Origin of the sequence: Gilliamella sp. B3817 (genome assembly GCF_026536705.1) — a bacterium.
Taxonomy (GTDB): Bacteria; Pseudomonadota; Gammaproteobacteria; order Enterobacterales; family Orbaceae; genus Gilliamella; species Gilliamella apicola_I.
Genome location: NZ_JAFNNV010000003.1, coordinates 41,899 through 64,460, shown reverse-complemented (window position 1 = coordinate 64,460; position 22,562 = coordinate 41,899). Strand labels below are relative to the sequence as shown.

Here is a 22,562-nt window from a genome sequence, read left to right as displayed (position 1 = left end):
ATGACAAACACTAATAATCCGCTGATCAAACTTGAAAACATTGTTCGTGAATTTCCAGCTGGCGATTCAACCATACAAGTGCTTAAAAGCATCAATCTAACGATTAATGCTGGCGAAATGGTTGCCATTATTGGTGCGTCTGGTTCGGGCAAATCAACATTAATGAATATTTTAGGTTGTTTAGATAAACCAAGCTCTGGTGTCTATACCATTGGAGGACGAACCACCAATCAATTATCACCTGATGAATTAGCTGAATTACGTCGTGAACACTTTGGTTTTATCTTTCAACGTTATCATTTGCTAAACGCCTTAACGGCACAAGGTAATGTTGAAATCCCAGCTATTTATGCCGGAATCACCAATGAACAACGGAAAAAACGAGCTATTGAAATATTAACCCGTTTAGGGCTTGAAGATAAGATTAATAATAAACCCAGTCAATTATCTGGCGGTCAACAACAGCGTGTCAGTATTGCTCGAGCCTTAATAAACGGCGGACAAGTTATTTTAGCAGATGAACCGACCGGCGCACTTGACCGTAAAAGAGGATTAGAAGTCATGGCTATCTTGCGAGAACTTCATAAACAAGGGCATACCGTCATTATTGTGACACATGATAGCAATATTGCCCAAAGTGCAGAACGGATTATTGAAATCAGTGACGGAAATATTATCTCTGACTCAATCAATCCTAACTATCACGCAGAAGAAGAGGATCATCGCCAAGTCAAACAGATCGAAACGACTAAAACCCAAGACAACTTTCAAGCTAAGTATAATCGTTTTCGAGATGCCTTTAATATGGCAATATTGTCGATGCTTTCTCAACGATTACGAACTTTTCTTACCATGCTTGGTATTATCATTGGTATTGCCTCGGTGGTTTCAATGGTTGCCTTAGGCGAAGGCACAAAACAAAAAATATTATCGAATATAAATTCGTTAGGGACAAGCACACTCGAAATCTATCCCGGAAGCGGATTTGGGGATCGCAACGCAGATAAAATTACCACCTTACGCTCATCCGACGCCGACTTTTTAGCAAAACAAAGTTTTGTACATAGCACGACCCCAAATCTGGCAACATCAGTCTATTTTCGGGTTAAAAATTTGGCTGTAACGGGGACAGTAAATGGTGTAGGAGAGCAATTTTTTGCCGTTCGTGGCTATAACATTACCCAAGGTATTGCGTTTGATCAGGCCAGTGTTGCTTCGTCAGCACAAGATGCCGTTATCGATGAAAATACCGTTAAACAGCTATTTAAGAATGAAAATCCAATCGGCAAAATTCTGATGGTGGGTCAATTACCGGTACGAATAATTGGTGTTGCCACAAAACAACAACAAGGTTTTGGTAATAATGAAAGCCTTAACATCTGGCTTCCTTACACCACAGTCATTAATCGCATGGTAGGACAAACCTCGTTAAGAAGTATTACGGTTAGGGTCAATGATAATGTTGATTTATCGATTGCTGAACAAGCGATTAATAAAATCATGATACAACGTCATGGTGTTAAAGACTTTTTTATTTTTAATTCAGATAGCATTCGTGAAACCGTTAACTCCTCAGCTTGGGTATTAACATTATTAATTTCAACCATTGCATTTATCTCACTGTTAGTGGGGGGGATTGGTGTTATGAATATCATGCTAGTATCCGTCACAGAAAGAACCCGAGAGATTGGCGTACGCATGGCAGTTGGTGCACGTTCAAGTGATATACTGCAACAGTTTTTAATCGAAGCGGTATTAGTATGTCTTATCGGTGGTACATTAGGCATCTTATTATCATTTGTGGTTGGTGGGATTTTCAATTATGTTGTCACATCCTTTGCGATGCGTTTTTCTATCATTTCAATTATCGCTGCCTTTAGTTGTTCAAGTGTCATTGGCATAATTTTTGGTTATTTTCCAGCTAAACGAGCCGCCAAACTTGATCCGATTTATGCTTTAGAACGAGAATAACGTTTTTAAAACCTCACCTAAAATTAAAATCCCTCTGCAATCATGATATTGCAAAGGGATTTAAAATAACAACCTTAAAAATTGTCATCATGTTACATTCAAATAATATGACAATTTATCGCACTCAAAACAGATGTTTTAATCAATGACACTCGCTTAATTTTCGGTTTTCGGATCTAAGTCAACTAAGAACGAAGTCACTCTTAAATAATCATTAATAAATGCTTGTTCATCAGATATATTAAGTCCTTTGGAATTGACATAAAACTTGCGATTAACGATAACAGAAGGTATTGAGTTTGGTTTCAATTCTTTAATGGCATCGGTTTGTTGTGCCATAAAAGCTTTAACTAAAAAATTGTCTTTCGTTTCATCAAACGTTTTACTATCCACACCTAACGTTAAAAATACCGCTTTGATGTCTTCAGCAGTTTTTATGCTACGCTCTTCTTGTATTGCTTGATAAAAAGCGTCTGAAGCTTTATCTTGAATACCAAGTACATTAGCTATCGCCCATGCTTGAGCAAGTTCCTTGGCAAGTGGCCCAAAATCCTCTAAATGATAACGTTTAAATTTTACCCCTTCTGGTAAATCCTTGCTGATAAGTTGTGCACCATGATATTTTGTTTCAAATCGGTAGCAACTAGGACAATTAAATGAAAAAAACTCAATCACTTCTTTGTCTGGTGATGGATTAGTCGGTAGTACAACATACTGAACACCTTTTTCAATCGGTGCTAATGGTGCCGTAATAGTCGGTGTTTGATCTTCCTTAGAGTCAATACTTGCGGGGGCTTGCTCTGCAAAACTATTTACCGAAAAAAGTAATACTCCCAAAGCAATAAACGTCTTTTTCATTAGTCAATTCTCCTTATTATTTAATAATGCCACGCGCTTTTAACAAGGCACTTTTAAAATCATCTTCATAATCTTTTTTCAGACCGGGGATAGCTTCATTTTTATCAGCGTCACGCATTTTTAAATGATAAATCAGAACCTCATCACTTAACTCTTTTAAGTCGCCTTCAAAACCTGCTTCTTGCCCTAATTGTGCAAGAAATTGTAACAGATTCAGATCTGAGTCTTTTTCCCAGGCTGCCTGTAATAACTCCATTAATTCATCAATACGATGACATTTCATAATTCATACCTTTTTGTATACTTCAAATTAATTGAAGATGATGAGATAAAATTAATGTTAAATATTTAACGCTATAAATTCTGTCACAGAAACATAAACAATAGTAGCGATTCTTTTTACTAAATACAAACGACACGTTAAAAGTCATGGGTATCGACTTATCTTTCAATACAATTTAATGTCTATGAAATAATTGTGATAAGTCTATTTTCCCTTATAACTTAAATTAATTTTGCTATATAGTAATGCTATTTAGATTTTTCGCAATGTGAAACAGAGACATTTTATGGGCAAACTACCTATTACAACAATTATCTTAGCTGGCGGAAAAAGTACCCGAATGAATGGTAACGATAAAGGATTATTACAGCTAAATGGTAAACCACTTTATCAACATGTCATTGATCGTATTGAATCACAAACAGATTTCATCATGATTAACTGTAATCGCAATCTGAATCAATATCAAAAGGCAGGCTATCCTACCTTCATTGATGATTTAGCGGGTTATCATGGCCCCCTTTCCGGCATTTACAGTGGGTTATTACGTAGCACTACCGACTGGAACTTATTTGTCAGTTGTGATACGCCTTTTTTGCCTGACGATTTAATCTTTCGTTTAACCCAACACACCACGACACATTACGCTATTTATCCCTTTGACGGGCGGTATCATCATCCAACCATTTTATTGATTCATAAAACCATAATTACCCCACTTAAAGCTTATTTGGCACAAGGTGAGCGTAAATTGATGTTATTTTTACAACAAATCAATGCTTATGCTGTCGATTTTAGTGATAAACCATCATGTTTTATCAATATTAATACCCCTGAGATACTTGAGCAACTCACTCAATCAAAAAAATAAATCTCTTATTTCTAGATTAAACTGCTATTTATTCCATTTTGTTAGGTGTTTAGCAAAATCGTCTATTTCAACATCCTGTGTTGCCCAAGAAGTACAAAAACGTAACCCGATATGCGCCTCATCAATTGCCCCAAGATTATCGACCGAATAATGTGCAAGGATTTTCTTGGCTAATCGTTTTGGCACACTAACAAATAATTGATTGCTTTGTGGTTTACTTAAGAATGAAAATCCAGCATTTTCAAACAGTGTTTGCAGTTTATCTGCCATATAATTACTATGCTTACCCAGTTTGATATACAAGTTGTTTTGCATCAACGCATTCATTTGTACTGCAACAATCCAACTTTTAGCTAAAATTGCGCCTTTTTGCTTCATACTAAATCGAAAATCTTGGTTAATCGTCAGGTTATTAAACACCAATGCTTCACCCGCAAATGCCCCTACTTTCGTGCCACCTATATAAAAAACATCGGTATATTTAGCTAAATCCGGAAAGGTTAGATCATTATCTTTTGCGGCTAATGCCATTGCCAGACGTGCACCATCTAAATACAGATAAAGTTGATTATTTTGACAAAATTGATATAGCTTTTTAAGCTCTTGCTTACTATAAATAGTACCAAGTTCGGTGGTGTTTGAAATATACACTAATTTAGGTTGTACCATATGTTCATCATGATGATGTGCCAAAACGGGTTTTAGCAATTCAGGCGTCAATTTTCCATCTTGGCTTTTCACCGTTAATACTTTATGTCCTGTTGCTTCAATCGCCCCTGTTTCATGCACATTAATATGTCCACTTTCGGTCGCAATAACCGCTTGATAAGGTTTTAAAATATGTGAAATAACTGTTAAATTCGTGATAGTTCCACCTGGCATAAAATGTATATCTGCATTCGGCGATTTTAGACGCTTTTTGATATTTTCTTTAGCTTGATGACAGCACTCATCTAAACCATAGCCACTTAACTTTTTATTGGTCGTTTCAACAAAGCTTTTTAACAAGCTTGGATGCACTGTTTGGTTATAATCATTCAAAAAATCATACATATCATTACCTTTATTCCGCCTTCATTTTTTAATATGATGTTATATTAATCGCATCTTCAATATAACACGATAAAGCAGAGAGTCTATGAACAATACAAAAATGATTGGAATTAGTGGCTATAGTGGCAGTGGTAAAACGACCCTACTCAAAAAAATAATTCCTTTATTGGTCGAACAGGGTCTTCGCATTGGCTCGTTAAAACATGCGCATCATAATATTGAACTGGATATTCCCGGTAAAGATAGTTATGAACTGCGAAAAGCCGGTTCTTTACAAACCATTATTGCTTGTGATAACCGCTATGCATTTATTGAAGAGACCCCAAACAATCCTGTCGATTTATCGACACTGATTAACCAATTTAGCCATGTCGATATCGTTTTGATTGAAGGATTTAAAGAAGAAAAAATACCTAAAATTATTTGTCATCGGCATACAAATCAATCTGAATTGTATATTGACGAATATACCCTTGCCATCGCCAGTGATGAGCCATTAGAGAGTCATCTACCTGTATTTGATATCAATCAAGCCGATCCAATTGTTGAATTTATAAAAGGATATTTATCATTGCCATAACAGTTTAAATAAAAGATAAAAAATGTATTAATCTATCTTTTGAACAAACCGAAACAAAAAAGGGAAATACTCGATTTCCCTTTTATCTCAGCATAATCGCTTATTTATTTCGCAACAATCACCATTGCCGGACGAATTAAACGACCATTTAAGGTATAACCTTTTTGAATGGTATTGACGATTTGACCTGATTGATGATCTGGTGATTCAACCATGCTAATCGCTTGGTGAACATCAGGATTTAATTGTGAATCTACTGTGTTAATCACTTCAATCCCAAACTTTTTGACGGTATCTAAAAATGATTTTAAGGTAAGCTCTAATCCTTCAACAGTTGCTTGATGTTCAGGATTATTTTTATCGGTAGATTCTAGAGCTCGCTCTAAATTATCGATAACTGGCAACAGTTCATTCGAAAATTTTTCTAACGCAAATTTTCGTGCTTTATCAACGTCTTGTTCAACACGTTTACGAACATTATCAATCTCAGCACGGGCACGAATCATCGCCTCACTCTCATTTTTTTTCGCAATTTGTAATGCCTGTTCTAATTCAGCAATACGTGCATCTTTCGCTTTTAGTTGCTCCTCGTAATTCGGTTCAGCTGGTGCTTCTGATTCTTTTGGTTCTTCTACCGCTACATCAATGTTAGGTTCATTTTCTGACATGTTCTTGTCTTGCTCTGTCATAAGGTACTCCAAATATAGTCGAAAACTTAGTGAATTAAGGTTATTATGGGGACGATTTTTGTTATTGCAAGGTTATCTCTATAGGTTAATATATATTTTTTTATTTTTAATTAAAAAAATCAATGATACTTAAATAAAAAAATGACAAGGATATTTTATGGGTGCACCATTTAAATGTATTGGTTTAGTTGGCATTCCACGCAAATTAGACGCTATCGAAACCCACAGAGTGCTTTATGATTGGTTAATCAAATTAGGTATTCGTGTTTTAGTTGAAGACCGATTAGCGGAATTTATTAAATTTCCAGCCAATGTCTATGCCAATTTGGATACGATTGGAGAACAAGCTGATCTGGCCATTGTTGTTGGTGGCGATGGCAATATGTTGCGTTCGGCTCGCTATTTATCACACTATAAAATTAGAGTAATCGGTGTGAATCGGGGTAATTTGGGCTTTTTAACCGACATTTCGCATGAGCAAGTCGTGGAACAGTTAAGTCCAGTTATTGCCGGAGAATATGACGATGACCCTCGCTTTTTACTTGAAGTTTCAATTTATGATAATGGCAATCTCATCAATTCCGGTTTTGCCGTTAATGAAATTGTCGTTACGCCCAACACGGTTGCGCATATGATTGATTACGATGTGTATATCAATGAACGCAATGCATTCTCACAGCGTGCGGATGGTTTAATTATTGCAACCCCAACCGGCTCTACCGCCTACTCCTTGTCTGCTGGTGGACCAATTTTAGCGCCTCACTTAGATGCACTCATTATTACACCAATGTTTCCACACTCATTGGCGGTAAGACCATTAGTCATCAAAAGTGATAACCCTATCCATCTTAAGTTTCCAACCACTGCATTAGATTTGAATATTGCTTGCGATAGCCAAATTATTTTACCGGTCAAACCAAGCTATGATGTTATTATTCGACGTTCTGGATATGAATTTAATTTAATTCATTCTAAAGATTATGATTATTTTAATAACCTTTCCAGTAAATTGGGTTGGTCACAAAAAATGTATTAAATCATTTAGCTAACCACTTTTAGACAGAAAATCATTATCGATTATGGCTCGCAGGTAATCATTTTAACCTGCGAGCATACCAAGAAGGTAAAAATGCTGTTATTTTAAATCAGCAGGGAATCACATAAGCCAACACATAAACAGTCAGGGATGAAAAAATCGCTGCAATCACATCATCCACCATAATACCAAAACCACCGGGCACACGCTTATCAAACCAACGAATAGGCCAAGGTTTTGCCATATCAAATACTCGAAAAGCAACAAAAGCAATCGCAATCCATAGTAGTGAATATTGTGGGATAAAAAATAGCGTTATCCACATACCAACAAATTCATCCCAAACGATATGCCCTGAGTCATGTGTATGCGTATCGTCTGATGTCTTTTGACAAAGAAAACAGCCAAACATAAATGTCACAATAATAAAAATCCAATATAAAATCGGTTGTAAATCTTTAAATAACAACCACAGCGGAATCGCCATTAATGACCCCATTGTGCCAGGCATAATCGGCGATAAGCCACTTCCTAATCCCACCGCTAAAAAATGGATCGGATTAGTAAGTTTCAAGTGTTTTTTAAAATCTTTATTACGTGCTTGTTTTGTCATGTTTGCTTTTAAATTTGATAAAATGATGCCGACTTAACGTCGGCAAACATAGCAAAATGCTGATAGTTAATTAGCATTTTTATTGATGAGTATTATATTATTCGTCTTTGGTTAACGTTGCAACCACTACGGCTTTAATGGTATGTAAACGATTTTCTGCTTCATCAAAAACAATACTGTGTCGAGATTCAAATACATCGTTAGTCACTTCTAAACCATCTGTTAAACCATATTGCGCTGCCATTTGCTTGCCGACGGTGGTATTCATATCGTGAAAAGCGGGCAAACAGTGCATAAATTTCACATCGGGATTATGAGTAAGATTAATCACATTTTGATTAATTTGATAAGGCGCTAACAGTTTGACCCGTTCATCCCAAACGTCTTTAGGTTCTCCCATGGAAACCCACACATCGGTATAAAGAAAATCAACCCCGTTAACGCCATCAGCAACATCTTCTGTTAAAAGGATTTTAGCGCCTGTCGTTTTTGCTATATCTTGGCACTGTTCGACCAGTTCCGATTCGGGTTGGCACGCTTTAGGCGCCACTAAACGAATCTCCATACCCATTAAAGCTGCGCCTTCCATCAACGAATTCCCCATATTATTACGCGCATCACCTAGATAGGCGAATTTGACACTGCTTAATCCCCGATTGCCGATATGTTCTTTCATGGTCATAAAGTCAGCTAAAATCTGTGTAGGGTGTGCCTCGGTGGTTAATCCATTCCACACAGGGACACCGGCATACTTCGCTAAAGTTTCGACAATATCTTGTCCATAACCTCGATACTCAATACCGTCATACATCCGACCTAATACACGGGCAGTATCTGCAATAGATTCTTTATGGCCTATTTGGCTCCCACTTGGACCTAAATAGGTCACTTGGGCACCCTGATCAAATGCGCCCACTTCAAAAGCACAGCGCGTACGGGTTGAGTCTTTTTCGAAAATTAAGGCAATATTTTTACCCACCAGATGTTTTTTTTCAGTGCCTTGTTGCTTAGCGTGCTTTAATTGAATAGAAAGATCGATTAATTGATTAATTTCGCTTGGGGTGAAATCGAGTAAACGTAAAAAGTGGCGCTGATAAAAACCGTGCATGACAAGCTCCTAATCGAGATTATTATTCACGCCATTCTATTTGAATAATTATTCACTTTCAAGCTAAACATAATAATATCTTTGATAATTTATGTGATTCGTTACAAGTCTCAAAAATGAGACATTATTATTCAATTAATTTTAATAATATTGCTTTTTTTGTATAAAAAAGTGTAATAAAATGGCTAAATATTATCTTATCAAGATTAATAGAAATGAATTTTTATTCATATATAATGATTTTTTATTCTTAAAGGTCTTTTTAATCATGCAAACTTATGCCCTCCTTATATTACAAGACGGTTCACAATTTATCGGTACATCTATCGGCGCTGAAGGTCAAACTGTTGGCGAAGTTGTTTTTAATACCTCAATGACTGGCTATCAAGAAATATTGACCGATCCCTCTTACTGTGAACAATTAGTTACTTTAACTTATCCACATATTGGTAATGTGGGCACTAATGCTGCAGATGCTGAATCAAATCAAGTTTACGCAAAAGGACTTATTATTCGTGATTTGCCACTATTAGCTAGTAATTATCGCTGTGAAAAAGATCTCTCCAGTTATCTAAAACAACACAATGTTGTTGCTATTGCCGATATTGATACCCGCCGTTTAACCCGTATTTTACGTGAAAAAGGCGCACAACATGGCGTTATTGTAACGGGCAAAGATAAACAGACTTTACTCGAAAATGCAGAAGCAACCAAACAAATAGCTCTCAATTTTAAAGGATTAACCGGAATTGATTTAGCTAAAGAAGTAACGTGTGCTAAAAGTTATTGTTGGACGCAAGGCATTTGGACAAGACAAAATGAGCATCCAACACCAAAACCTGAAAGTGCTTTACCCTATCATGTTGTTGCCTATGATTTTGGTGTTAAACAAACTATTTTACGAATGTTAGTTGAACGGGGTTGCAAATTAACCATTGTGCCGGCTAAAACGAGTGCCGAACAAGTTTTAGCATTACATCCTGATGGTATCTTTTTATCTAATGGGCCTGGTGATCCAGCACCGTGTACGTATGCCATAGATGCCATTAAGCAGTTTTTAACCACCAATATTCCGATATTTGGCATCTGTCTTGGACATCAGCTGTTAGCGCTAGCATGTGGTACGAAAACCATAAAAATGAAATTTGGTCACCATGGTGGAAATCATCCGGTTAAAGATCTTGAGCATGATCGTGTCATGATTACCGCGCAAAATCATGGTTTTGCCGTTGATGAACACAGTTTACCGGCTCACTTACGTGTTACGCATCAATCCTTATTCGACGGCTCATTACAAGGTATTCATCATAATCAAAAACCTGCTTTTAGTTTTCAAGGACATCCCGAAGCCAGTCCTGGGCCACATGATGCCGCCCCGCTTTTTGATCACTTTATAGAATTAATTAAATTTTACCAGCAGGAGCAATAACATGGCTAAGCGAACAGACATCAACACTATTTTAATTATTGGCGCAGGCCCGATTGTTATTGGTCAAGCATGTGAATTTGATTATTCAGGCGCACAAGCCTGCAAAGCACTACGTGAAGAAGGCTATCGGGTTATTTTAGTGAATTCTAATCCTGCCACCATTATGACCGATCCTGAACTGGCAGATGCAACCTACGTTGAACCTATTCATTGGACAACGGTGAGCAAAATTATCGAACAAGAAAAACCCGATGCGATTTTACCCACAATGGGAGGACAAACTGCCCTTAACTGCGCTCTGGAACTTGAAAAACGCGGTATTTTAAAACAATTTAATGTTGAGATGATCGGTGCCACCGCTGACGCCATTGATAAAGCCGAAGATCGCAAACGTTTTGATCAAGCCATGAAAAAAATTGGTCTTGATACGGCTCGTTCGGGTATTGCCCATTCACTGACAGAAGCTTATACCGTACTTGAACAAGTGGGCTTTCCTTGCATTATTCGTCCTTCATTTACGATGGGCGGTACCGGTGGTGGAATTGCTTATAATACTCAAGAATTTGATGAAATTTGTACTCGAGGATTAGATTTATCACCAACGAAAGAACTACTGATTGATGAGTCATTGATCGGTTGGAAAGAGTACGAAATGGAAGTTGTGCGAGATAAAAATGATAACTGCATCATTGTCTGTTCAATTGAAAATGTTGACCCTATGGGCATTCATACCGGCGATTCCATTACTGTTGCCCCAGCTCAAACCTTGACTGATAAAGAATATCAAATCATGCGTAATGCCTCGATAGCAGTACTTCGTGAAATTGGGGTAGAAACAGGTGGATCAAATGTTCAATTTTCGGTCGATCCCAAAACAGGACGCTTGATTGTCATTGAAATGAATCCACGGGTATCACGCTCATCCGCATTAGCGTCAAAAGCAACTGGTTTCCCTATCGCTAAAATCGCCGCCAAACTGGCAGTCGGTTATACTCTTGATGAACTCGCCAATGATATTACAGGCGGTAGAACACCGGCATCATTTGAACCTTCGATCGATTATGTCGTTACTAAAATTCCACGTTTTAACTTTGAAAAATTTGCCGGTTGTAATGATCGCTTAACCACACAAATGAAATCAGTAGGCGAAGTAATGGCGATTGGGCGTACTTTTCAAGAATCATTACAAAAAGCACTACGAGGACTTGAAGTCGGTGCGTGTGGTTTTGATCCGAAAATTGACAATTATGATGATGAAAAAAACCTCAACAAAATACGTTATGAACTACAAGAAGCTGGGGCTGAACGAATTTGGTATATTGCGGATGCTTTTCGAGCCGGTTTCAGTTTAGACGACGTTTTCACATTAACCAATATTGATCGCTGGTTTCTTGTGCAGATTGAAGAACTTATCAGCCTTGAAAACCAACTAAAATCGCAATCATTAGCTAGCCTTAATTCAGAATCATTATGGCAACTTAAGCGTAAAGGTTTTTCAGATTTACGAATCGCTAAACTGCTGAATGTTAAAGAGCAAGACGTTCGTGATCGACGAAACCAATACCATATTCATCCGGTTTATAAACGGGTTGATACTTGTGCAGCAGAATTCTCAACCGATACGGCTTATCTTTACTCAACCTATGAACAAGAGTGCGAAGCCAAACCACAATTCATTCGCCCTAAGATTATGATATTAGGCGGTGGACCGAATCGGATTGGGCAAGGTATTGAATTTGATTACTGTTGCGTGCATGCAGCGCTGGCATTACGTGAAGATGGTTACGAAACCATTATGGTTAACTGTAATCCTGAAACGGTATCAACTGATTATGATATATCAGATCGACTCTATTTCGAGCCTGTCACATTGGAAGATGTGCTAGAAATTGCCTACGTTGAAAAGCCAAACGGTGTAATCGTCCAATACGGTGGACAAACACCGCTTAAATTGGCTCGAGCACTGGAAGCAACAGGATTACCAATTATTGGTACTTCACCTGATGCAATCGATCAGGCTGAAGATCGTCAACGCTTTCAAGCCATTGTTGAAAAATTAAAGTTGAAACAGCCGGTTAATGCTACTGTAACTGATATTGAAGAAGCCGTCATTAAAGCCGAACAGATTGGCTATCCATTAGTGGTCAGACCCTCTTACGTGCTTGGCGGTCGGGCAATGGAGATTGTTTATAATGAATCCGATTTAAGGCGATATTTTAAAACCGCTATCAGCGAATCTAACAACGCTCCTGTATTGCTTGATCACTTTCTAGATGACGCAATTGAAGTTGATATTGATGTGATTGCCGACGGCGAACAAATTATGATCGGCGGCATTATGGAGCACATTGAGCAAGCAGGTATTCACTCAGGCGATTCCGCTTGTTCATTACCCACTTATACATTAAGTCCGGACATTTTAGACAAATTGCGCAAGCAAGCTAAACAATTAGCGTTAGAACTTAATGTTAAAGGTTTGATGAACGGTCAATTTGCGATTAAAAATAATGATATTTATCTGATCGAAATCAATCCTCGTGCAGCCCGAACAGTACCATTTGTATCGAAAGCTACCGGTTTGCCTTTAGCAAAAATCGCAGCTAGAGTAATGACAGGACAATCACTTGCGCAACAAAACATGATCAGTGAGCTTATTCCACCTTATTACTCAGTAAAAGAAGTGGTTTTACCATTTAATAAATTCAGTGGTGTTGACCCAATTTTAGGGCCAGAAATGCGATCCACTGGTGAAGTAATGGGAATCGGTAAAACCTTTGCCGAAGCTTTTGCTAAAGCACAGCTGGGTAGCTTATCGAATATGAAAAAATCGGGGAAAGCGCTTTTATCAGTTCGTGATCAGGACAAAACTCGCTTGTTAGCGATCGCTAAACGACTCATTGCGCATGGGTTTAGTATTGATGCGACTTTTGGCACCGCTAAGGCATTACAACAAGCTGGCATACCATGCCAAATAGTCAAAAAAGAAAACGAAGGACGCCCGAATATTCATGACCATATTAAAAATGGCGAATATAGCTATATTCTTAATACTACATCAGGGCGAGCAGCCATTGAAGCATCGAAAATTCTGCGTCGTAGTGCAATACAGTACAAAGTTCACTATGATACAACGATGAACGCCGCTTACGCCACAACGGTTGCATTAGACTGCGATCCAGCACAATATGTTGTTTCATTGCAAACACTTTACGCATAAATATTGGGTAAAAAGTAAGCCTGTAAAATAAATAGTGGCTAACAGATGTGCTGAGAACAAGAACCTTAATACTATTAAAATATAGTATTAAGGATATTTTTAAATGGTAGCGTTAATTTAATCTTTCCACATAAACATGAACCATGATATTGATTAGACATTTTTTTCCTTTCTTTCTTGAATAAATAACAATTACTCTAATATGAAATAAATAGCAGCCTAGCTTTTAATCAAAAAACAAAGTGATTTTTATCTAAAAAATTTAAGAAAAGGCGTACATTTTAGTAAAGAAAGTGTCTATTTATAGATAATGTGTTCAAAAATGGGGCAGTTACGCCAAAAAGGTATTGCTTTATTATTTTATTACTATAATATTGCTCACCTCTTTGACGCGGGGTGGAGCAGCTTGGTAGCTCGTCGGGCTCATAACCCGAAGGTCGTTGGTTCAAATCCAGCCCCCGCAACCAACTCTTCAAGATTTCAGCTTTTTCTATTAGTTACACATTATGCCGATTTAGGTACTGCAAGTAACGTTGATACTGCCTCACTGATTCTTCTGGCAATATAGCTATTATTCATCGTATACAAATGGATACCATCAACATCTTGTGAAACAAGATCAACAATCTGATCAATAGCATAAGCAATCCCTGCATCACGGAATGCATCAGGATGATGTTCATACTTTTCCATCATCTGTTTAAACTTCTTCGGAAGATTAACCCCACACATCGATACCATGCGCTCAATTTGGTTTTTATTCGTCACCGGCATAATACCTGCTTCTATCGGTACGTTAATTCCCATATCATGTGCTTTATCTAAAAAAGTATAAAAATAGTCATTATCAAAAAAGAGCTGTGATATAAGTTGATCCGTTCCGGCATTGACCTTTTCTTTTAAATGTATCAAATCTTGTTTTAGGGTTGAGGTTTCAAGATGCCCTTCCGGATAACAAGCACCTATTACATTAAAATCCCCATTTTCTTTAATATATGAGACCAATTCACTGGCATAACGAAAATCATCTTTAGGCGCAATATTAGGATTAATATCGCCTCGTAAGGCAAGCACATTATCAATACCAGCACATTTAAGATCATGAAGAATTTTTTGCATTTCTGCTTTATCAAAATTAATACCAGGTAAATGGGCAACACTCTCAATGCCATAAGTGTGTTTGACCGAGTGGGCAATATCAATAGTGGTTTGACCATTCAAACTGCCACCAGCCCCATAAGTTACGCTGATAAAATCAGGCTTAAAATAGCCAAGTTCACGTAATGTGCTATAGATAGTCTCTAAAGGCGACGTTTTTTTAGGTGGAAACACTTCAAAAGAGAACACCGTTTTTTTATTAAAAAGTAAATTTGTTTTCATTTGTTTCATCCATTCGTGTGCCAACGATTGTCCTTACTGACATTTCCGCCGCTCAAAATCGGCGGCGGAATAATAAGGCTTAACAACGTTATTTAGCGTCAAAAAAGCTTATCAATTGAGTGTTTTTCGAACTTCTAATGTTGCTTGAACTAAATGTTCTAAGCTTTCAACAACTTCTTTTTCGCCACGCGTTTTTAAACCACAATCTGGATTAATCCATAATTTTTGCTTTTCAATTTTAGCCAGTAACTTCTCAATCGTGGCTTTAATTTCGGCAACCGGTGGGACACGAGGTGAATGGATATCATAAACACCTGGCCCAACTTCTGTTTTAAAATGATTAGCTTTAAGTACGTCAATCAATTGCAGATTTGAACGAGAAGCTTCAAACGAAATCACATCAGCATCCATTGCATCAATATCTTTGATGATGTCAGCAAATTCGCTGTAACACATATGCGTATGAATTTGTGTATCAGCTTGTACTTTGCTGTGAACTAATCTAAATGCTGGAATAGCCCAATCTAAATATTCACTATTCCAATCCGCTTTACGTAGTGGTAATTTCTCTTTTAGCGCCGCCTCATCAATTTGGATAACTTTAATACCCGCCGCTTCAAGATCTAACACTTCATCACTGATAGCTAAACCAATTTGGAAGACTGATTCTTTTTGTGAAATATCTTCACGAGGGAACGACCAGTTAAGGATCGTGACTGGGCCAGTTAACATGCCTTTAACAGGTTTATCAGTGAGGCTTTGTGCGTATTGTGAATACTCAACAGTAATGGGTTTAGAGCGTGAAATATCACCCCAAACAATAGGTGGTTTAACACAACGAGTACCGTATGATTGCACCCATGCTTTTTCAGTAAAGACAAAACCATTTAAGCTTTCGCCAAAATACTCGACCATATCATTACGTTCAAATTCACCATGAACTAACACATCAATACCAATCTTTTCTTGGAGCTTAATGCATTCTGCAATTTTTTGCTTATTAAACTCGGTATATTCATTCAAACAAATTTCACCTTTTTTAAATTTTGCTCGATTTAAACGAACATCAGGAGTTTGTGGAAATGAACCAATCGTTGTTGTTGGTAGAAGTGGCAAATTGAAGGCTTTTTTCTGCGTCGCTTCACGGACTGAAAACGCTGGCAAACGGGTAAAATCGGATTCTTTTAATGCAGCGACTTTCTGACGTACTGCTTGATTGGCGCCTTCACGTTCACGCGTAAATAACGTTTGATTAGCTTTATACGCTGCATGATTTTCAGGTTGAGACTCGTTAACTAAAAGCCCAAGTTCAGCAAGTTCTTGAAGTTTTTCTTGGGCAAAAGCAAAATAAGCACGTTGTTGAATCGTTAACTTTGTTTCATTTTGCAATGTGTAAGGCACATGGAGTAAAGAACATGACGTATTGATCACCACTTTACCCGCTTTTTGTTTAATTTTAGTCACTAATGCCAATGTTTTTTGATAATTATTTTTCCAAATATTTTTACCATTAACCACACCAGCAAATAACACTTTATCAGACGGGAATCCATGATTTTCAAGTAATGCTAATGATTGCTTGCCTTCAACAAAATCCAGTCCAATACCATCAAATGGTAGCGCCACCAATTCTTTGTAGCAATCACGAACATCACCAAAATAGGTTTGTAACACGACTTTAGTTGTCCCTTTAACCGATAAGATCGCCTGATAAAGTTCAGTAAATAAAGCAATATCATCTTTATTTAAATCAGTCACCAAAATTGGTTCATCAATTTGAATCCACTGTGCGCCAAGTGTCGTAAATTTTTGAATGATGTCTTGATAAGCTTTAATAATATCAGCTTTAAAATCAACCAGTTTTTTATTTCCTAAATACTGTGCAAGTTTGAAAAATGTTAACGCACCAATAACAACCGGTTTAGTTTGTATACCAAGTGCTTTCGCTTCTTGATATTCATCAAAAGGCTTTGTGCCAGCTAATTTAATCTGTACTGAATCTTCAATTTCAGGTACTAAGTAGTGATAGTTGGTGTTAAACCACTTTTTCATTGCCAATGCACGAACATCACCTTTTTCACCTTGATAACCCCGTGCCATTGCAAAATAACGATCCAATTCCGGTAAACTTAAATCTTGGTAACGTTTTGGAATAACATTGAGCAAACAAGCGGTATCTAATACTGCATCATAAAACGAAAAATCATTTGAGGAGATAAAAGCAATGTTATGTGATGCTTGTTGTTGCAAATGCTCAGCACGTAATGCTTTAGCGTCATTTAATAATTCAGTCTGGCTTTTATTGCCTTTAAAATAAGCTTCGGTAGCAAATTTAAGTTCACGAAGCTTACCAACACGAGGATATCCAATTACAGCAGTATTCATTTTTTGTTTTCCTTTCATCACATTTCTTAAGTAGCAAAAAAGATAACAAAAAAAACTGTTATTGAATAATTCTAGTTTTTTATTGATTGATATAGTTTTTTTCTATATCTAAACATCAAAAAAAATCCCTCTAACGTTATATTGTCAGAAGGATTTTAGTTAATTTTTTAGTAAAATTGACTATTTACGCCATTCACCACGAATAGGTCTTGAAAAATAAGCAAGTACGGCAATCATACAAATTTCAATCGACACACCCCAGTAGATATGTCCTAAAAATTCACTCCAAAGTTCATAACCATTTAAATTCCATAACCAACCTACTGTACCCTCCGGATCATAAGCAGGATGACGGAAACCAAGTAGTGGAATTAAAAAGCCATGCATGGTAACGGTAATGATAATGCCGTAGAATGCACCATACCATAATCGGATTTTATTCCAAAAGTAGGCAATAAACACATAGACAAAAGCAAATGCAAAACTAAATAGCCAGTGATAAAGTGTCACTGCACCTGAAACGATAGCCGTTTGATAAGCATAATCAAGCGAGTGAGAATTAATACCTAACCAACCAAGCCATGCATCAATATGTGCTGCAGGAGGAGAAACTTCACCGGGTACACGTGGAGGCATGTTGACTTCTGAGCCCCATTTAACTAACGCACTAATGAATCCACCAATCAGAGTTGTCCAAATAATAATTTGACGATTTGTTTTATTTCCAAACATGTTAAATGTCCTTAATTATTGTTAAAATTTTCCAAATTATATTGCATAATAATTTAGGTTGAAAGAGGGTATAATAAGATTAATTCACAAGAAAATCTATTATAATAATTGGTAAAACTTGATCTAAAACTCATTTTACAAAGAAAAATATTCAATTTTTTCATATTTCATCGTAAATTCACGGGATTTTCGTTATTTAACTTTTATAAAAAACAAATAACAGTGGATATTCAAATCATCAATAAACACGAGTTTTCTCACAAAACACCATTAAACTGTATTTATTTACAGTGTTTTTGTTGCTATACTGCTCATATTATCACTAGCCTTACTGATTAATTTTTTATGATAACTCAACTTACTATCAATAATTTTGCTATCGTCGATCACCTGTTAGTTGACTTTACAACCGGGATGACTGCTATAACCGGTGAAACCGGAGCAGGGAAATCGATCGCGATCGATGCTTTAGGGCTCTGTTTAGGCAATCGTTCCGATGCTTCATCTATCCGTTTAGGTGCTGAACGTGTCGATATTTCAGCCTGCTTTGTGCTTGATGACACACCAGCCGCCTTTTCTTGGCTAACCGAAAATCAGCTAGACGAAGGTAATGAATGTATATTACGACGAGTTATCAATCAAGATGGACGTTCAAAAGCCTTTATTAATGGTCGTGCTGTGCCCATATCCCAACTCAAAGATTTAGGGCAAATGTTAATCCAAATTCATGGACAACATGAACCCCAACGTCTTTTACGAGGTGAATATCAGCAGTTATTACTTAATCATTATATGAATGAGCCATCACTGCTCAATCAAATGCAACAAGCTTATAAGCAATGGAAAGTAGCACGCCAGACTTATGAACAGTATCAAGCATCACGACAAGAACGAGAAGCACATGTTCAGTTATTACAATATCAACTTAAAGAGCTAAATGAATTTTCACCTATTGAAGGGGAATACCAACAAATTGATGAAGAATACAAACGTTTATCGAATAGTGAACAGTTAATTCAGCTTAGCCAACAATCGGTGATGCTTTTAGATGAAGCTGATGAATACAATGTCAGTAATCTACTTGGTAGTGTTAAAAACAGTGTGCAGGAGTTATCCGAACTCGATCCAAATTTAAGTAACGTGTTTAACATGCTGGAAGAAGCCGCTATCCAGATCAAAGAAGCCAGTTATGAACTGCGCCATTACAGCGAAAGTTTAGAGCTTGATCCAGCGCGTGTCATGCAACTTGAACAACGGCTATCAAAGCAAATAGCGCTTGCCCGTAAACACCATGTTGCACCAGAGGCACTTCCTGAATTGCATCAGAATTTGCTTACCGAATTCAAACAGATTAATCAACAAGATGAACAAAGTGAACAACTAAAGGCAGATATTACCAAATATCATCAATTTGCACTTGAAATTGCCCAAAAATTACATCAAAAACGCTTAACGAGCAGTAAAGCATTAGCTAAAAAAGTCACGGCTATTATGCATGAATTATCTATGCCTAATGGACAATTTAGCATTGATATAACCTTTGATGAAACGCGTTTAAATGAAGACGGCGCCGATCAAGTTACTTTTTTAGTTACCACCAATGTCGGACAGCATGCCTTGCCCCTTGCCAAAGTGGCATCTGGCGGTGAATTATCACGTATTGCGCTAGCAATACAGGTTTTGACGGCTCAAAAAATGGATACACCGGCATTGATATTTGATGAAATCGATGTAGGCATTAGCGGCCCTACAGCTTCTAAAGTTGGGCAATTATTAAGACAGCTTGGACAATCTACCCAAGTTATTACCGTTACTCACTTACCACAAGTTGCGGGACAAGCTAATCAACACTACTTTGTCAGTAAGCAAACTAACAGCAAACAGACATCAACTGATATGCAAAAATTAGACAATAATGGACGTTTAAATGAATTAGCCCGACTTTTAGGCGGAGATAAAATTACTGATGCAACGTTAGCCAATGCGAAAGAGTTACTTATTATCTAAATGAATTGTGGTAATATAGTGATTTTGATTTGAAGGTGAAGGAAACTTGATCATGAATCTTTCTGGTAAACATATTTTATTAGGAATTACAGGAGGCATAGCTGCTTATAAATGCCCTGATCTTGTTCGCCATTTAAAAAAAGCGGGAGCGGACGTAAGAGTAATCGTCACTGACTCGGCTAGCCATTTTGTCACAACAATGACGTTACAAGCCGTTTCAGGTAATCCTGTTTCAACTGATTTATTTGATCCTTCTGCTGAACTCTCTATGAGCCATATTGAACTGGCAAAATGGGCGGATTTAGTATTAATCGCCCCTGCAACAGCGAATATTATTGCTAAAATAGCCAATGGCATTGCCGATGACCTGTTATCAACGGTTTGTTTAGCAACATCAGCAAATATTGCGTTAGCACCAGCCATGAATCAACAGATGTATAAAGCAGCAGCAACCCAACATAATCTATCTGTACTAAGTAACCGAAATACATTCATTTTAGGTCCCGACGATGGTTTTCAAGCTTGCGGTGATTACGGCCCAGGACGAATGGTTGAACCTCAAGCAATTGTCGATCAAATTGAACGTTGTTTTTCAACTTCATCTGCATTATCAGGCATATCGCTAACCATCACGGCTGGCCCAACGATTGAAGAGTTAGATCCTGTTCGATATATTAGTAACTATAGTTCAGGAAAGATGGGATTTGCTATTGCTAAAGTAGCCGCCGAAATGGGTGCAAAGGTAACCCTAATAAGTGGTCCGGTAAATTTAGATACGCCTAAAAATGTGAATCGAATTGATGTAAAAAGTGCAAATGAGATGTATTACGAAGCGTTAAAATTTGCTAAACAATCCTCTATTTTTATTGGGTGTGCCGCCGTTGCCGACTATCGAGCTGAAACTATCGCCGAAAATAAAATTAAAAAGGCAGATAATAGTAATGAATTAATGATTAAGTTAGTCAAAAATCCTGACATTATTGCGCATATTGCAGCGTTAAAAGAACAACGCCCTTTTGTGGTTGGTTTTGCGGCTGAAACTGAAAATGTTAAAAATTATGCCTTAAAAAAATTAACGGCTAAAAACCTAGATTTGATTTGCGCTAATGATGTTTCTGATAAAAAAATTGGCTTTAATTCTGAGCAAAATGCATTAACACTTTATTGGCAAAATGGTGAACAAACATTACCATTAAGTAGTAAACAACAATTAGCAACACAGTTACTTGAAGTTGTTATAACACGATATAAAGCGAGTCATGATGAAAAGAAAAATTGATATTAAAATATTAGATAAACGTTTAGGTAATGATTTTCCGCTTCCAACCTATGCAACCGAAGGATCGGCTGGCATTGATCTACGAGCAATGTTTGATAAAACAACCGAGATAAAACCCGGTGAAACCATTTTAACGCCAACAGGTTTATCCATGCATATTGCAGATCCGACTTTAGCGGCATTAGTTTTACCTCGATCAGGGTTAGGATCTAAAAATGGGATTGTACTTGGTAATTTAGTGGGTCTCATCGATTCAGATTACCAAGGTCAGTTATTTGTACCGGTATGGAACCGTAGTCAAACTCCATTTGTGATTGAAGCAGGTGATCGCATTGCCCAGTTAATTATTGTTCCTGTCATACAAGCAGAATTTAATATTGTTGATGAATTTACAGCGTCAGCGCGCGGCGAAGGTGGATTTGGGCATTCGGGTAAAAAATGATTGTGAGCAGCAAAAATAAAAATAGGAAAGAAGATATACTGCAAGCTTTAGCCACCATGCTTGAATCTAATGAAGGTACCCAACGCATTACTACAGCAAAGTTAGCAGCAAGTGTTGGTGTATCAGAAGCTGCACTTTATCGACATTTTCCGAGTAAAACTAAAATGTTTGAAAGTTTAATTGTCTACATTGAAGATATTTTACTTTCTCGCATTAATGTCATTATGCAAGATGAGCTAAATACCTTTGTCCGTTTACAGTTAATTCTCGCATTAATATTGGGTTTTTCTGAAAAAAATCCCGGATTAACCAGAATCATGACTGGGCATGCCTTAATGTTTGAACAAGAGCAACTTCAAGAACGTATTAGTCAGCTGTTTGAACGAATTGAAACTCAAATTAAGCAAGTATTACGTGAACGAAAAATTCGTGAAGGCGTTGCATTTACCACCGATGAACGAATTTTATCCAGCCAATTATTAGCTTTTTGTGAAGGGATGATGGTTCGCTATTCTCGTTCCGGCTTTAAATATTTACCAACCACCAATTTTGATACACGTTGGGCGTTATTAGCGAAACAATTAATTTAAACATATAAAATAATCTTTAACTAACTGCTCTATAATCTT

General features: G+C 37.2%; 19 protein-coding genes and 1 tRNA gene. 11 read left to right on the top strand and 9 right to left on the bottom strand.

Features of this window, described 5'->3' with window-relative positions:
- Window positions 1–1,971 carry a MacB family efflux pump subunit gene (locus J3U36_RS05225; RefSeq protein WP_267379551.1) on the top strand — a complete coding sequence of 657 codons (1,971 nt, stop codon included), beginning with the start codon at window positions 1–3 and terminating at the stop codon, window positions 1,969–1,971.
- A 156-nt stretch (window positions 1,972–2,127) separates the two neighbouring features.
- On the opposite strand, the gene J3U36_RS05220 is transcribed toward J3U36_RS05225, so the two are convergent.
- A complete protein-coding gene (locus J3U36_RS05220; protein WP_267379548.1) occupies window positions 2,128–2,829 on the bottom strand; it encodes a DsbA family protein in 702 nt (233 codons plus the stop codon).
- Between the two features lie 16 nt (window positions 2,830–2,845).
- Complete coding sequence (locus J3U36_RS05215) at window positions 2,846–3,112, bottom strand: YihD family protein (RefSeq protein ID WP_065558498.1); 267 nt, start codon at window positions 3,110–3,112, stop codon at window positions 2,846–2,848.
- A 286-nt stretch (window positions 3,113–3,398) separates the two neighbouring features.
- On the opposite strand from J3U36_RS05215, the gene mobA reads away from it, so the two are divergent.
- Complete coding sequence (gene mobA, locus J3U36_RS05210) at window positions 3,399–3,983, top strand: molybdenum cofactor guanylyltransferase MobA (protein WP_267379545.1); 585 nt, start codon at window positions 3,399–3,401, stop codon at window positions 3,981–3,983.
- A gap of 24 nt (window positions 3,984–4,007) precedes the next feature.
- Here mobA and J3U36_RS05205 read toward each other — a convergent pair whose 3' ends face one another.
- Window positions 4,008–5,036 carry a threonine aldolase family protein gene (locus J3U36_RS05205; protein WP_220216259.1) on the bottom strand — a complete coding sequence of 343 codons (1,029 nt, stop codon included), beginning with the start codon at window positions 5,034–5,036 and terminating at the stop codon, window positions 4,008–4,010.
- A gap of 85 nt (window positions 5,037–5,121) precedes the next feature.
- On the opposite strand from J3U36_RS05205, the gene mobB reads away from it, so the two are divergent.
- Window positions 5,122–5,616, top strand: a complete 495-nt coding sequence (gene mobB, locus J3U36_RS05200; protein ID WP_267379542.1) for a molybdopterin-guanine dinucleotide biosynthesis protein B — start codon at window positions 5,122–5,124, stop codon at window positions 5,614–5,616.
- A 104-nt stretch (window positions 5,617–5,720) separates the two neighbouring features.
- Here mobB and grpE read toward each other — a convergent pair whose 3' ends face one another.
- A complete protein-coding gene (grpE, locus tag J3U36_RS05195; RefSeq protein WP_065558494.1) occupies window positions 5,721–6,305 on the bottom strand; it encodes a nucleotide exchange factor GrpE in 585 nt (194 codons plus the stop codon).
- Window positions 6,306–6,462: 157 nt separating this feature from the next.
- Here grpE and nadK point away from each other — a divergent pair, with 157 nt between their 5' ends.
- Window positions 6,463–7,341, top strand: coding sequence for an NAD(+) kinase (gene nadK / locus J3U36_RS05190; protein WP_220216258.1), 879 nt, complete (start codon window positions 6,463–6,465; stop codon window positions 7,339–7,341).
- Window positions 7,342–7,450: 109 nt separating this feature from the next.
- Here nadK and J3U36_RS05185 read toward each other — a convergent pair whose 3' ends face one another.
- Both J3U36_RS05185 and argF read right to left on the bottom strand, forming a co-directional pair.
- On the bottom strand, window positions 7,451–7,954 hold the full coding sequence (locus J3U36_RS05185; protein WP_267379538.1) for a phosphatidylglycerophosphatase A: 504 nt from the start codon (window positions 7,952–7,954) through the stop codon (window positions 7,451–7,453).
- 97 nt (window positions 7,955–8,051) lie between these two features.
- On the bottom strand, window positions 8,052–9,062 hold the full coding sequence (argF, locus tag J3U36_RS05180; RefSeq protein WP_267379536.1) for an ornithine carbamoyltransferase: 1,011 nt from the start codon (window positions 9,060–9,062) through the stop codon (window positions 8,052–8,054).
- Between the two features lie 268 nt (window positions 9,063–9,330).
- On the opposite strand from argF, the gene carA reads away from it, so the two are divergent.
- The 3 genes from carA (at window position 9,331) to J3U36_RS05165 (ending at window position 14,175) form a co-directional block, all read left to right on the top strand.
- A complete protein-coding gene (gene carA, locus J3U36_RS05175) occupies window positions 9,331–10,491 on the top strand; it encodes a glutamine-hydrolyzing carbamoyl-phosphate synthase small subunit (RefSeq protein WP_267379533.1) in 1,161 nt (386 codons plus the stop codon).
- Window position 10,492: 1 nt separating this feature from the next.
- Window positions 10,493–13,708 (top strand): carbamoyl-phosphate synthase large subunit, encoded by a 3,216-nt coding sequence (gene carB, locus J3U36_RS05170; RefSeq protein ID WP_267379530.1) that lies wholly within the window; start codon window positions 10,493–10,495, stop codon window positions 13,706–13,708.
- 390 nt (window positions 13,709–14,098) lie between these two features.
- Window positions 14,099–14,175: transfer RNA gene (locus tag J3U36_RS05165), tRNA-Met, on the top strand.
- A 37-nt stretch (window positions 14,176–14,212) separates the two neighbouring features.
- On the opposite strand, the gene metF is transcribed toward J3U36_RS05165, so the two are convergent.
- The 3 genes from metF to J3U36_RS05150 form a co-directional block, all read right to left on the bottom strand.
- Window positions 14,213–15,088, bottom strand: coding sequence for a methylenetetrahydrofolate reductase [NAD(P)H] (gene metF, locus J3U36_RS05160; protein WP_267350199.1), 876 nt, complete (start codon window positions 15,086–15,088; stop codon window positions 14,213–14,215).
- 111 nt (window positions 15,089–15,199) lie between these two features.
- Entirely contained in the window at window positions 15,200–17,473 is a 2,274-nt protein-coding gene (gene metE / locus J3U36_RS05155; protein WP_267379526.1) for a 5-methyltetrahydropteroyltriglutamate--homocysteine S-methyltransferase, read from the bottom strand.
- A 180-nt stretch (window positions 17,474–17,653) separates the two neighbouring features.
- The gene (locus J3U36_RS05150; protein ID WP_065558486.1) at window positions 17,654–18,205 is read right to left on the bottom strand and encodes a YagU family protein; all 552 of its coding nucleotides are present in this window, start codon (window positions 18,203–18,205) and stop codon (window positions 17,654–17,656) included.
- A gap of 345 nt (window positions 18,206–18,550) precedes the next feature.
- Here J3U36_RS05150 and recN point away from each other — a divergent pair, with 345 nt between their 5' ends.
- From recN to slmA, 4 genes are read left to right on the top strand one after another with little or no spacing between them, the layout of a single operon-like run.
- Window positions 18,551–20,212, top strand: coding sequence for a DNA repair protein RecN (gene recN, locus J3U36_RS05145; RefSeq protein ID WP_267379523.1), 1,662 nt, complete (start codon window positions 18,551–18,553; stop codon window positions 20,210–20,212).
- 52 nt (window positions 20,213–20,264) lie between these two features.
- Window positions 20,265–21,491, top strand: a complete 1,227-nt coding sequence (coaBC, locus tag J3U36_RS05140; protein WP_267379520.1) for a bifunctional phosphopantothenoylcysteine decarboxylase/phosphopantothenate--cysteine ligase CoaBC — start codon at window positions 20,265–20,267, stop codon at window positions 21,489–21,491.
- Complete coding sequence (dut, locus tag J3U36_RS05135; protein ID WP_065558484.1) at window positions 21,475–21,933, top strand: dUTP diphosphatase; 459 nt, start codon at window positions 21,475–21,477, stop codon at window positions 21,931–21,933. Before coaBC ends, dut begins: the two co-directional genes overlap by 17 nt.
- A complete protein-coding gene (gene slmA, locus J3U36_RS05130) occupies window positions 21,930–22,523 on the top strand; it encodes a nucleoid occlusion factor SlmA (protein ID WP_065558483.1) in 594 nt (197 codons plus the stop codon). The genes dut and slmA overlap by 4 nt, the downstream gene beginning before the upstream one ends.
- Window positions 22,524–22,562 lie beyond the last annotated feature (39 nt).